The organism is Dialister pneumosintes (assembly GCF_001717505.1).
Classification (GTDB): Bacteria; Bacillota; Negativicutes; order Veillonellales; family Dialisteraceae; genus Allisonella; species Allisonella pneumosinta.
On the sequence record NZ_CP017037.1, the window covers coordinates 423,688 to 437,461 of the forward strand.

General features: G+C 35.2%; 13 protein-coding genes. All 13 read left to right on the forward strand.

What is annotated here, in order from left to right:
* Positions 1-366 precede the first annotated feature (366 nt).
* Entirely contained in the window at positions 367-3,018 is a 2,652-nt protein-coding gene (locus BCB69_RS02130; protein WP_069176883.1) for a valine--tRNA ligase, read from the forward strand.
* A 59-nt stretch (positions 3,019-3,077) separates the two neighbouring features.
* On the forward strand, positions 3,078-4,367 hold the full coding sequence (locus tag BCB69_RS02135; RefSeq protein WP_069176884.1) for a bifunctional folylpolyglutamate synthase/dihydrofolate synthase: 1,290 nt from the start codon (positions 3,078-3,080) through the stop codon (positions 4,365-4,367).
* A gap of 83 nt (positions 4,368-4,450) precedes the next feature.
* Positions 4,451-4,951, forward strand: a complete 501-nt coding sequence (ruvC, locus tag BCB69_RS02140) for a crossover junction endodeoxyribonuclease RuvC (protein ID WP_069176885.1) — start codon at positions 4,451-4,453, stop codon at positions 4,949-4,951.
* A complete protein-coding gene (gene ruvA / locus BCB69_RS02145) occupies positions 4,948-5,559 on the forward strand; it encodes a Holliday junction branch migration protein RuvA (protein WP_022513954.1) in 612 nt (203 codons plus the stop codon). The genes ruvC and ruvA overlap by 4 nt, the downstream gene beginning before the upstream one ends.
* Before the next feature lie 96 nt (positions 5,560-5,655).
* Positions 5,656-6,639, forward strand: a complete 984-nt coding sequence (gene ruvB / locus BCB69_RS02150) for a Holliday junction branch migration DNA helicase RuvB (protein ID WP_107528622.1) — start codon at positions 5,656-5,658, stop codon at positions 6,637-6,639.
* 4 nt (positions 6,640-6,643) lie between these two features.
* A complete protein-coding gene (locus BCB69_RS02155) occupies positions 6,644-6,850 on the forward strand; it encodes a DUF2905 domain-containing protein (RefSeq protein WP_022513956.1) in 207 nt (68 codons plus the stop codon).
* Between the two features lie 11 nt (positions 6,851-6,861).
* A complete protein-coding gene (locus BCB69_RS02160; RefSeq protein ID WP_107528608.1) occupies positions 6,862-8,175 on the forward strand; it encodes a SpoIID/LytB domain-containing protein in 1,314 nt (437 codons plus the stop codon).
* Positions 8,176-8,195: 20 nt separating this feature from the next.
* Positions 8,196-9,215 (forward strand): tRNA preQ1(34) S-adenosylmethionine ribosyltransferase-isomerase QueA, encoded by a 1,020-nt coding sequence (gene queA / locus BCB69_RS02165; RefSeq protein ID WP_022513958.1) that lies wholly within the window; start codon positions 8,196-8,198, stop codon positions 9,213-9,215.
* A 140-nt stretch (positions 9,216-9,355) separates the two neighbouring features.
* On the forward strand, positions 9,356-10,465 hold the full coding sequence (tgt, locus tag BCB69_RS02170) for a tRNA guanosine(34) transglycosylase Tgt (RefSeq protein ID WP_069176886.1): 1,110 nt from the start codon (positions 9,356-9,358) through the stop codon (positions 10,463-10,465).
* A gap of 96 nt (positions 10,466-10,561) precedes the next feature.
* Positions 10,562-10,930, forward strand: a complete 369-nt coding sequence (gene yajC / locus BCB69_RS02175) for a preprotein translocase subunit YajC (protein WP_069176887.1) — start codon at positions 10,562-10,564, stop codon at positions 10,928-10,930.
* On the forward strand, positions 10,917-11,510 hold the full coding sequence (locus tag BCB69_RS02180) for a 5-formyltetrahydrofolate cyclo-ligase (RefSeq protein WP_022513961.1): 594 nt from the start codon (positions 10,917-10,919) through the stop codon (positions 11,508-11,510). Before yajC ends, BCB69_RS02180 begins: the two co-directional genes overlap by 14 nt.
* A 4-nt stretch (positions 11,511-11,514) precedes the next feature.
* Positions 11,515-12,759: a protein translocase subunit SecD gene (gene secD, locus BCB69_RS02185; RefSeq protein WP_022513962.1), complete on the forward strand. Its 1,245-nt coding sequence runs from the start codon at positions 11,515-11,517 to the stop codon at positions 12,757-12,759.
* The gene (gene secF / locus BCB69_RS02190) at positions 12,759-13,670 is read left to right on the forward strand and encodes a protein translocase subunit SecF (protein WP_022513963.1); all 912 of its coding nucleotides are present in this window, start codon (positions 12,759-12,761) and stop codon (positions 13,668-13,670) included. Before secD ends, secF begins: the two co-directional genes overlap by 1 nt.
* Positions 13,671-13,774: the final 104 nt, after the last annotated feature.

Genomic DNA, 13,774 nt, shown 5'->3' on the forward strand with positions numbered 1-13,774 from the left:
CATTGTAATAATCTATATTCAGACTTGTAACTAGTCCTTATTGTAGCACAATTATAAAAATAGAGTCGAATTTATTCATTAAATAATTATTATTTCAAGAAATCTTGCCTTTTCTTTTTTTGCCTGTTATGATTATAGTGTAAATGCGTAGATGGGAAGAAGTCTTTTTATCCTTTTTAGAGAGCTGCTGGTTGGTGTAAAGTGGTAGGGATGTTCTGACAAGTCACCCCTGAGCAGGTATTAAAAATGCACGTTGCGGTCGTTACCCGCCAATGAGAGATCTTAATTGATTAATTAGGTGGTACCGCGGAAGTCTTTTCGTCCTATAGGATGAAAGGGCATTTTTTATTTATAGGAGTGATAGGGATGCGTTTGACAGATGAATTAGATAAATACGAACCTGGTCAAATTGAAGGGAAATGGTATAACTACTGGGAGACTCATGGTGTATTTCATGATGAAGTTGATGAAACTAAAGAGCCATATAGTATTGTGTTGCCTCCTCCTAATGTAACAGGACAATTACATATGGGGCATGCTTTAGATAATACATTGCAAGATATTCTTATTCGTTATAAGAGAATGCAGGGATTTAATGTACTTTGGTTACCGGGAAAAGACCATGCCGGTATTGCTACACAGGTTAAAGTAGAAAAACAAATAGCAGAAGAAGGTTTAACAAAATATGATTTAGGTCGTGAAAAATTCTTAGAAAGAGTTTGGCAATGGAAAGAAGAATATGGAGATCGCATAGGGCAACAAATCCGTAGATTGGGTTCTTCTTGTGACTGGACTCGTGAACGCTTTACTATGGATGATATTTGTGCCGGAGCTGTTCGTGAAGTATTTGTTTCTCTGTATGGAAAAGGACTTATATATCAAGGGAATAGAATCACGAATTGGTGTCCTCGCTGTCATACAGCTTTATCAGATATTGAGGTTGAGTATAAAGAAGAACAGGGATCTCTTTGGTATTTTAATTACCCGTTATCAGATGGAAGTGGAACTATCCAAGTAGCAACTACTCGTCCGGAAACGATTCCGGGAGATACAGCTATTGCAGTAAGTCCGGAAGATGAAAGATATAAACATCTTATTGGAAAAATGGCTATTGTACCTGTTAATGGTCGTGAAATTCCTATTATTGCAGATAGTTATGTGGATCCTGCTTATGGTACCGGTTGTGTGAAGATTACTCCGGCACATGATCCGAATGACTTTGAGGTAGGACAACGGCATGATTTAGAAACTATTCTTGTTATGAACCTTGATGGAACAATGAATAAGTTGGCAGGTTCTTATGTAGGAATGACAACTAAAGAAGCTAGAAAAGCGATTGTTAAAGATATGAAAGACAAAGGTCTTTTTGTAAAAATGGAAGAGCGTGTTCATGCTGTAGGACATTGTTCACGTTGCAGTACCGTTGTAGAACCTATGACTACTAAGCAATGGTTCGTAAAGATGGAACCGTTGGCAAAACCGGCATTGGAAGCAGTACAATCCGGAAAGACTCGATTCGTACCGGAGCGGTTTACAAACACCTATATACATTGGCTGGAAAATATTCATGACTGGTGTATTTCCAGACAATTATGGTGGGGACATCGTATTCCTGTTTGGTATTGTGAAGATTGTGGAGAAACTTGCGTTTCTCGTACTGATTTAGAAGAATGTACACATTGTCACAGCAAACATATTAAACAAGATTCAGATGTATTAGATACATGGTTTTCTTCCGGACTATGGCCTTTCTCTACCATGGGATGGCCGGAACAAACAGCTGAATTGAAACAGTGGTATCCTACTTCTACAATGGTTACCGGTTATGATATTATCTTTTTCTGGGTTGCAAGAATGATGTTTATGTCTATGGAGTTTATGAAAGAAATTCCATTTAAACATATTTTTATTCATGGATTGGTGCGAGACTCTCAGGGAAGAAAGATGTCAAAATCACTGGGGAATGGTATTGATCCGTTGGAAGTTATTGAAACATATGGTGCTGATGCGCTTCGTTTTACTTTAGTGACAGGTAATACACCGGGGAATGATATGCGCTTTTACTATGAAAAAGTAGAAGGCAATCGTAATTTTGCCAATAAATTATGGAATGCTACCAAGTTTACTATTATGAATTTAGACGATTATGAGGAATCTTTTGTTCCCGATGTAGAAGATTTTACTTTAGCTGATCGATGGATTCTTACTTGTCTAAATAAAACAATTCAACATGTAAGTAAAAATTTAGATAAGTATGAATTAGGAGAAGCAGCAGACAGTATTTATAATTTTGCATGGAATTATTTCTGTGATTGGTATATTGAATTATCAAAGAATCGTTTATATGGTGAACATAATAGAGATAGACAGGTTAATCAATATGTATTAGTATATGTACTTAATAAAATGTTGTCTTTATTACATCCATTCATGCCATTTATTACCGAACATTTATGGCAGCATTTGCCACATGAAGGTGAAACTATTGCTCGTTCTATTTGGCCTACTGTAAACAATGAATATGTTTTTGATCAGGAAGCAGAACAAATGGAACGTATGATGGATGCTATAAAAGCTATTCGTAATATGCGTGCAGAATCTAATGTAGCTCCTAATAAGATGTGTCATATCCAAATTTCATTTATGAGAGATGATTTGCAAGCTTGTGTGGAGAGAAATCAAGACTACTTTGAGAAATTGGCACATGTAGAAAACATAAAGGTTATTTCTATTTCAGCAGATAAACCTGATAATGCAGTAGCATCTGTAGTAACGGGAATGGAACTTTATATGGAGTTATCCGGGCTTGTAGATGTAGAGAAAGAACGAGCAAAGATTCTTAAAACGCAAGAAACTTTAGAAAAAGATATTAAACGTGCATCCGGAAAACTTACAAATCAAGGATTTTTAGCAAAAGCTCCGGCAGCTGTTATAGAAAAAGAAAAGGCAAAACTAGAAGAATTACAAAATAAAATGAAGTCTTTAGAAGAACGACTCGCATTTCTTGCTAAGCTTTGATTGAAAGAAAGAGACCGTCTCTATATAGAGGCGGTCTTTCTTGCATGGAGGTAGAGATTGTGAATTATCAAGAATCAATTACATGGTTAGAAAAGGCTACTTCTTTTGGTATAAAACCCGGATTAAAAAGGATTGAGTCTTTACTCTTTCATTTGGGGAATCCTGAAAATAAGTATAAAGTTATTCATATAACCGGTACAAATGGTAAGGGAAGTACCGCTGCTTTTCTTACTTCTGTTTTAGAAACATCCGGTATTCGTGTGGGAAGATATACATCGCCACATTTGCTTACATATACAGAAAGAATATATGCTCTTGGTCGGAATAGTAATAAAAAGGAATTTGCAGAGATTGCAACTATTGTAAAAAAAGCGTCAGATATTGTCAGTGTAGAAATCGGTGAATTTCCTACGGAATTTGAACTTTTAACAGCGATGGCTTTTTTATATTTTGCAAAGAAGCAAGTGGAATATGTTGTACTTGAAGTAGGAATGGGAGGAAGATATGACTCTACTAATGTAGTGTTACCTCTTGTATCAATTATTACTAATGTGGCTAGAGAACATACTAAGTATTTAGGAGATACAATTACTGAAATTGCTTGGAATAAAGCAGGAGTTATAAAAGAAAATATTCCTTGTGTAACGGCAGCTGACGGATTGGCTTTGCATGAAATTAGAAAAGAAGCCGGCAAGAAAAAATCTCCACTTTATATTTATGAAGAAGCGTTTTTTATTAAAAATAGAAAACCTTATCCGGGAGGACAAGAAGTTTCTTTTGAGGTTATGGAGAAATTATGGCAAGATATGAAAATTTCTTTGGTAGGCAGTCATCAAGCTATTAATGCAGGTATAGCACTTATGTCTTTGTCTATATTGCAAAAACAGGAATTTAGGATTACAGAAGATTCTATTAGAAAAGGGTATATGCAAGTTTTTTGGCCGGGAAGATTTGAAATGCATATGATAGATGGAATTCCTTTTGTTATGGACGGTGCACATAATGCGGCAGGTGCAAAAACTTTAAAAGAAGCGTTAGAAGAACAGTTTGATGATTATCGTAGAGTGTTTGTATTCACTTCTTTACAGGACAAAGATACCACCGCGGTTATTTCTTATTTGATGCGTCCCCAAGATAAAGTCTTTATTGTAGAAGCACCTACACCGCGTACACGAAGTACACATGATATGGCATTAATGGTACCTTGCGTTTATCAAGAAGAAATAAGTGTAGAACAAGCATTAAATGATGCTGTCATGGAAGCTGCCGATAAAGATGTAATTGTTGTTTGCGGATCTTTATATATGCTTGGAGAAGCTGTATCATGGTATAAAGGGAAAAATAAATAGAACAAAAATTCTGTTTTTAGAGGAAATGGAGATAAATTATGATATAATGAGGGCTAGAAAAGACTCATATTTAGGAGTGTGGCATGCGAGCAATAGGAATAGATCCGGGTACCGGTCGTTGTGGGTTTGGCATTGTTGATAAAAATGGAAATGAGATAAGAGCTATTGATTACGGTATTATTGAAACTCCGAAAGAAATGGAACTTATAGAAAGAATCCATATTGTTTATCAAGGGATAAAAGAGCTTATTACTCTTTATAAACCACAGGTCATGGGAGTAGAAACTTTATATTTTAATAAAAATATTACTACGGCAATTTCCGTTGCCGAAGCAAGAGGAGTTATTTTATTAGCAGGATATCAAGAGAATATACCTGTATTTGAATGCACTCCGTTGCAAGTAAAACAGCAGGTTGTTGGATATGGACGTGCAGAAAAAGAACAAGTTATAAAAATGATTATGCATATGATGCATATTACATCCAAAATATCCCCGGATGACGCAGCAGATGCATTAGCCATTGCCCTTACTTCTATTTATCGAACAGAACATGATTCTGTTTATGGGAGACTTAAATTATGATTGGATATATAAAAGGGACTATTACTGCCCTTTCTGAACGGGAATGTTTTGTTGAAACATCCGGTATTGGATACCGTGTACATGTTACAGATAGAGATCATGATTCCTTGGCGATTGGAGATGAAAGTAAATTATATATTCATATGGCAGTGCGTGAAGATGCGATTACTTTATATGGATTTATTGCTAGAGAAACCTATGAATTATTTTTATCTTTAATATCTGTATCAAAAATTGGACCTAAAGTAGCACTTTCTATTTTATCTGTTATGAAACCGAGTATATTTGCAATGGCAATACAGAATAAAGATATTGATGCTTTAACTAAAATACCTGGAATTGGGAAAAAAACAGCCGAACGTATGCTGGTAGAATTGAAAGATAAAATTAAAGGGATAGGCGTAGAAGTGTCGGCAAATAAGATATCTGTAGATACCTCCTATACAGGAATACAGGCAGAAGCAATGGCTGCTTTACAATCTTTAGGGTATGCTTCTATTGAAGTAGCAGATATTGTACGTAGAGTCAATCAGGAATATTCGGATGTTACAGATCCGGGGAAATTTATCAGTTTAGTACTTCGAGAATTGGGGAAGGAGAAAAAATAAGTGCTGGAACATATCAAAAGCTCAAGAAGTGCGGCATTAGAATCGAATCAACAGGAACAAGAGCGTATTGTATCCAGAAAAGATAATGGCAAAGATATGTGGCAGCAGTCACTTCGTCCTAAATTTTTCAGAGATTATATAGGACAAGAAACCTTACGAAATAATTTATCTGTATACATAGAAGCAGCCAAAAAAAGAAAAGAAGCATTGGACCATGTATTGCTTTATGGTCCGCCGGGGTTGGGAAAAACTACAATGGCTAACATATTAGCCAATGAGTTGGGAGTTAATTTTAGAGTTACTAGCGGTCCGGCTATTGAACGACCTGGAGATTTAGCTGCACTATTAACAAACTTGGAAGAACATGATGTTCTTTTTATTGATGAAATTCACCGGTTAAATCGTAGTGTTGAAGAAATCTTATATCCGGCTATGGAAGATTTTGCATTAGATATTGTTATGGGGAAAGGTCCGGGAGCTCGTTCTTATCGTTTGGATTTACCTCCCTTCACTTTAGTTGGTGCGACTACACGTGCAGGGGCTTTAGCAGCTCCTTTAAGAGATCGTTTTGGGATTGTATTTCGTATGCAATTTTATAGTCCTGAAGAATTGATGCTCATTATTAAGCGAGCAGCTACAATTTTATCTATTGATATAGAGGATGAAGGAGCTAGGGAAATCGCTAATCGTTCAAGAGGAACACCTCGTATTGCTAACCGACTTTTAAAACGAGTGCGTGATTTTGCACAAGTTATGGGGAGCGGTATTATTACTGATGCAATAGCATCACATGCTTTGTTACAGCTTCATGTTGATGGTTTAGGCTTGGATGCTATTGATAGAGAAGTGATGAAGACTATTATTTATAAATTTAATGGTGGACCTGTCGGTGTAGATACTATAGCAGCTTCGGTTAGTGAAGAACGTGCTACTATTGAAGATGTTTATGAACCTTATTTAATGCAAATAGGGTTTCTTTCAAGAACACCACGAGGTCGTATTGCAACAAAAGCGGCTTATGATCATTTAGGAATTCCATGGAACAGTGAAAGGACTCAGGGGTTGTTTGATGGAGATTGATATAATGAGCAAAATTATGATTTTAATAGGGATACTCTTTATTATTATCGGAATTCTTTTTTCTTTTAATGAAAAAATTCCTTTCATTGGTCATTTACCTGGAGATATTCATATTAAGTTAGGTCATACAGAGATTTATTTTCCTATTATTTCTTGTGTAATAGTGTCACTCATAGGTTCACTTATTCTCAATATATTTTTTAAAAGATAAAAGAGGTATTTATGAATAAGAAAATACTTTTGACTATGATGGTCTGTTTAGGAATTACTATGATGCCATCTTTTTCTATGCAAGCAAAAGTGGCAGAGAGTACTAAGCAGAGTGCATCTAAGAGTATAAAGTCTAAAAACATAGAAGCTACTAAAAAAACGGATAAAAATTTAAGTAATAAAATCAATAAGAAAGAAATTGCAACTAATAAAGGTACTATGAAAATTACAGATAAAAAAGGAACATTAGGTCCGGACATTTCTGTAGGGCTTTTATTCGGGACGACGTCTGCACAAGTAACAGGAATACAAGACTTTTCTGTGGTGTCAGCAACCGGTAAAAAATTGGCTGCATTTAAAGCCGGCACTATCCTTACGGTAGAGCGTAAAGGAGCTTCTCTTTCTCTTAATAATCAGTCTTATGACCATACTGTTTTTCTTAAAACAGATAAAAATGGGGCTGCTTTTATGGTGAAAGGAAAAAAATATAGAGGCTATATGAAGTTGCTTTTAACAAATGGGAAATCCGGAGTTACAGTCGTTAATACATTACCGTTGGAAGAATACCTTTATGGGGTAGTACCTTCAGAATCTATTTCTACATGGAAAGAAAATGCATTAAAAGCACAGGCGGTAGCAGCAAGAACATATGCTTTAAAACATATGGGTGGTTATGCTTCGAGTGGATATGATGTAACAGATAATACAAGTTCACAAGTATATAATGGGTTTTCTGCAGAAACATCTGCCACTGATAAAGCTGTAGACAGTACTAAAGGTGAAATTCTTACCTATCAAGGGCAACCGATTGATGCATTATTTCATGCTAGTGGTGGAGGCTATACTGAAGACAGTGAAAATGTGTGGGGGATGAGTATTCCATACCTTAGAGCAGTTAAAGAAGAAGATACTCCGGAGGTTAAGAGTTCTTGGAATAAAACGATTCCTCTTTCGTCTATTGGAACAGATTTAAGTATCGGTCAGCTTAAAAGTATAAAATTATCTCGGTTAAAGTCAGGTCCAATGAAAACCAGTGATCGTGGAGTATCGGGACGTGTTAAGCAAGTGGTTTTTGTTGGAAGTAAAGGACAGAAAATCATAACCGGTAATGCACTTAGAGATATGTATGGATTACGAAGTACTCTTTTTGATTTTAATATTGAGGGGAAAAATTTAGTTATTAACGGATATGGTTTCGGACATGGGCTAGGTATGTCACAATGGGGGGCAGAAGCCATGGCAAGAAAACATGATGATGATAAAGAGTATTATAAAACGATTTTAAGTCATTATTATAAAGGAACCGATATCAAAAAAATCTATTAATCGATAGGAGTATATAATTAATGAAATTAGAGAATTTTAATTATGATTTACCAACAAATCTTATTGCACAAGAACCGGCAGAACCAAGAGACTCTTGTCGATTAATGTTAGTAGATAAAAAAACCGGAGAATGGGAACATCAATCTTTTCGGGATATTTTGAATGAAATTCGTGCAGGGGATGTTTTAGTTTTTAATAATACAAAAGTAATACCTGCTCGTTTATATGGGCAGCGTAAAGGCACCGGTGGAAAAGTGGAAATGCTCCTTTTATCACCTAAAGGAAATGATAACTGGGAGGTTCTAGTAAAACCCGGTAAAAAAGCATTACCCGGTACAGAAATAGTGTTTAATGAACATATGTCATGCCAAATTGTTGATAAAACCGATTTTGGTGGACGAATAGCACATTTTAAATATAATGGAGAATTTGATAGTATTTTGGATCAAATTGGTGAAATGCCAATACCTCCTTATATTCATAAAAAATTAGAAGATAAAAATAAATATCAGACAATATATGCTAAATATAAAGGGTCTGCAGCAGCTCCTACAGCCGGATTACATTTTACAGAAGAATTATTAGAAGAAATTAAAAATCGTGGGGCAGGAGTTTATTTTGTAACATTGCATGTAGGCTTAGGAACATTTAGACCGGTAGCAAAAGAAAATATTGAAGAACATGAAATGCATAAGGAATGGTATGATGTTCCGCAAATTACTGCAGATGCGGTAAATCGTGCAAAGACAGAAGGGCGACGTATCATTGCAGTAGGTACTACTTCGGTACGTACGTTGGAATCGGCGGGGCAAACCGGTACTCTTGTTGCAGGAGGCGGCTGGACACAACTTTATATCTATCCGGGCTATGAATGGAATATTGTAGATGCTATTGTGACAAATTTTCATTTACCGGAATCTACTTTAATTATGATGATGGCAGCTTTTGCAGGAACAAATCATATCTTATCTGCTTATAAAGAAGCTGTTAATCAAAAATATAGGTTTTTTAGTTTTGGAGATGCTATGTTTTTACGATAGTAAAATAAAAAATAGACCAACTTATAAAAGCATGGTCTATTTTTTATTTTAAGGTTTGTATGGAATACGTATTAATGGTACTATTACAAAAGTAAATATATTTTGATAAGGTATAAGAGGGTATAAAGTAAGGATTATATATGGTCATTAATTATGAATTGATTGCACAGGATTCTAAAACAGGAGCAAGAGCAGGACTTTTACATACTCCACATGGAACTTTTACAACACCGATGTTTATGCCTGTGGGAACAAGAGCTACCGTAAAAACACTTTCACCGGATGAACTAACAATGATGGGTGCTCAAATTATTTTAGGAAATACCTATCACTTATTTCTTAGACCGGGAACAGAACTTATTAAAGAAGCCGGAGGACTTCACGGCTTTATGAATTGGAAAAAAGGAATTCTTACGGATAGTGGAGGTTTTCAAGTTTTTAGTTTAGGTAATACACGAACCATTAAAGAGGAAGGCGTTTATTTTCGTTCTATTCTTGATGGTTCTAAACAATTTTTATCACCGGAAGTAGCAACCAAAGCACAAGAAGATTTAGGTAGCGACATTGCTATGGCATTTGATGAATGTATACCTTATCCTGCAGATTATAACTATGCTAAAAAATCTACGGAAAGAACTACTCGTTGGGCAGAACGTTGTATTAAAGCACGTACAAGAAGTGATCGAGGAATGTTTGGTATTGTACAAGGTGGAATGTACAAAGATTTAAGAAAACAGAGTGCTTTGGAAATTGCTTCTTTACCTTTTGACGGAATTGCAATTGGTGGGTTATCTGTTGGAGAACCCCATGATATTATGTATGAAGTGTTAGAATATACTACCCCTTACTTACCGGTTAATAAGGCGAGATATCTTATGGGGGTAGGCACTCCAGATTGCTTACTTGAAGGTGTTACACGCGGTATTGATATGTTTGATTGTGTTTTTCCTACTCGCGTAGCAAGAAATGGTATGGCTATGGTACATACCGGACGTATGAATATGAAAAATAAAAAATATGAAAAAGATTTTTCGCCTATAGAAGAGGAGTGTCAGTGTTATACTTGTAAAAATTTTACTAGAGCATATATACGACATTTATATAAAGCAGAAGAATTATTAGCATTTCGATTGGTAACTATTCATAATCTATTTTTCTTATTGCAATTTATGCGAGATATGAGAGCATCGATTATTAATGGTTCCTTCACTGTATTTAGAGAAAACTTTTGGGCAGAATATGCTAAATAATAAAACACAAATATATTATAAGAATTTTGTATATTTGTAATTTTCTATATTTAGTATGGTATAATAAAAAATATAAATTTTTGGGAGGTAAAATACATGGACGAAATTATTCAGGCACTGAAAGGTTTTTGGCCACTGTTGTTATTGTTAGCATTTTTCTATTTTGGAATGTATCGTCCACAGAAAAAACAACAGGATAAAAGAAATAAATTCTGGGAAGCGCTAAAAAAAGGAGACTATGTTATTACGGCAGGAGGTATTTTCGGTCTTGTCAAGAAAATATCTGGAAACATTGTTTCTGTTCAAGTAGCACCGGGGACAGTTATCCAAGTGGATAAGCGTGCATTGCAGGCTCCACCGCAAGATATTAATAACAATAAGAAATCATCAGCTTATGAAGAAGACGATGATTATGAAGATGAAGAGTTAGATGCTGATACAATAGAGCAGAATGATAAAGAATAATTTATCTATAGGTAAAAAGAAAGAAAATCTTCGAAAAAGAATGCTCGCTGAAAGGCGAGCTCTTTCTGTTGAAAATCTTTCTAATATGAGTATTTCATTAACCGGTAACATACAACAACTTGCTTCTTATAAAAGTGCACAAAAAATAATGACTTTCCTTGCAATGGAAGGCGAATCTAATTTGGATATGTTAATAAAGGATGCTTTGAAACTGGGGAAAGAAGTATATGTACCGGTTTGCCTTCCGGATAGACAAATGGAGGCAGGACGTGTTAAAGATATGTCTCATTTTGAGATAGGGACCTTAGGACTTCGTTGTTTGAAAAAAGGATATGAGACACTTGTTCCTGAAAAACTTGATTTAGTTTTAATTCCTGCTGTAGCTTGTGATATATTTGGACGACGATTAGGAATGGGAGCAGGATATTATGATAGATATTTGGAACGTATACCTTATGAAAAGCGTATAGCGGTTGTTTGGGATTTTCAAGTACAAGAAGAGCCTATTCCCACAGAGCCCTTTGATATGGGTGTATCGTCTATTGTAACAGAGAAAAGAATTATAAAGATAATGAGGTGAGCTTTTGAATACTAAGCAAACGAATGCATTAAAACCTAAAAAATTGTTTAGATTTTGGGGATCGATTTTAGCAATTTTTGCAATATTTATTATTGCATTAGTTCCGTTAGTTAACAGCATACGACAGGGTCTTGATCTTCAAGGTGGTACACATATTGTTATGCAGGCAGAGGATACTGCTGAGAACAAGGTTACACCGGAAGCGGTGACTCAGGTTATTAATATTATGCAGAAACGTATTAATGAGATGGGACTTACAGAACCGATTATTCAACGTGAAGGTGCGGATCGAATTATTATTGAATTGCCGGGAGAAAAAGACCCTAAAAAAGCGATTGAAACTATTGGAAAAACGGCAGTGCTTCAGTTTAAAGATGAAGAGGGGCGTGTAGCATTAACCGGAGAAGACTTAAAGAATGCGCAAGAACGTGTAGGGGAAAATCGTTCACCGGTAGTTGCGTTAGATTTTACAACACAAGGTGCTGAAAAGTTTAGCCAATTAACCTCAGATAATATTGGTCGTAGAATAGGAATTTATTTAGATGGAAGTTTATTAACCAATCCAGTGGTTAATGAAAGAATTGATGGTGGCAGTGCTGTTATAACCGGGCAAAAAAATTTAGAGGAAGCAAAAGATTTAGCAATTCTTCTTCGTAGTGGTGCTTTACCTGTTAAAGTATCTGTTATGGAGGTTCGTACGGTCGGACCTTCTTTAGGTCAAGACTCTAAAGATAAGTCCGTTATGGCGTTTACAATAGGACTTTCATTAATTGTACTCTTTATGCTTGGTATGTATCGTATGTCAGGTTTTGTTGCAGATACAGCTCTTCTTGTATATGTATTAATTCTTTTAGGTATATTGAGTGCATTACATGCAACACTTACATTACCAAGTATTGCAGGTATAATACTTTCTATAGGCATGGCAGTCGATGCTAATATTTTAATTTTTGAAAGATTTAAGGAAGAAATTGAGTCAGGTAAAGTATTGAGACTAGCAATCCAGTCCGGATTTAAACGTGCATTTACTACTATTTTTGATGCTAATATGACAGTAATTATTACATCAGCTATTCTTTTTTTCTTAGGAAGCGGCACTGTCAAAGGGTTTGCTTTTACATTAGGTCTTGGGGTAGCAGTAAGTATGTTTACTGCTATTACGGTCAGTCGTACATTGCTTATGTTCCTAATTGACGCATCTTGGATTCATAATCCGTGGTGGTTTGGCGGAAAGAGGGGAAATAACTAATGAAAAGAATTGACATTGTGGGGCATCGTAAATGGTGGTTCAGTTTATCAAGCTTACTGGTTATTATTGCTTTCATTTGTATATTTATGAAAGGGTTTAATTTCGGAATTGATTTTACCGGAGGAACTATTCTTGATTTAAAGTTTGAGCAAACAGTTACTGTTGCACAAGTTCGTGAAGGGCTTCGTAAAGATAACTTGGAAAATAGCGTAATCCAATTGAGTGGAGATACTTTTGAAGAATCCGGAAAAGAAGTAATTATACGTACTCGTAGTCTTACTGCTGATGAAGCACAAACTATTGTTTCTCATATAAGTGATAGTGTGGGGAAGACAGAAATTAATCGAATAGAAACTGTTGGAGCAGTAATCGGTTCTGAAGTTACTAAAAATACATTGTTAAATGTGGGATTATCTTTTGCAGTGTTAGTTCTTTATATGTCTATTCGGTTTGAATATCGCATAGCTTTTTCTTCTATTCTAGCCATTTTACATGACATTATTGTAGTTTTAGGAGTATTTTCTTTTTTCCAGTTAGAAATCGATGCTTCTTTTTTAGCGGCCATTTTAACAGTTCTTGGTTATTCTATGAACGAATCTGTAGTTATATTTGATAGAATTAGAGAAAGTATTCGTACTCATAAACGTACAGATAGCTTTAAAATTTTAGCAAATGATTCGATATATCAAACGATACGTAGAAGTTTTTATACGTTAAGTACGGTTTTATTCGCTACCGGTTCTTTATATTTCTTTGGTGGAGAAACGACAAAAAATTTTGCATTGGTTATGCTGGTAGGTTTTATTAGTGGTGCTTATTCTTCTATTTGCGTAGCTACTTCTCTTTGGGTAACTTGGCATGAACATGCTTCAAGTCGCCGAAATGAAAGTTTAAAATCTAATAAAAAATAATAAAAAGAGAGTCTGTTGTAAAGACTCTCTTTTTATTATTTAAATTTAGTTGATTATGAAATTTCTTTATGTTAAACTTAACACAAGTCCTTAAAGGACGAAGT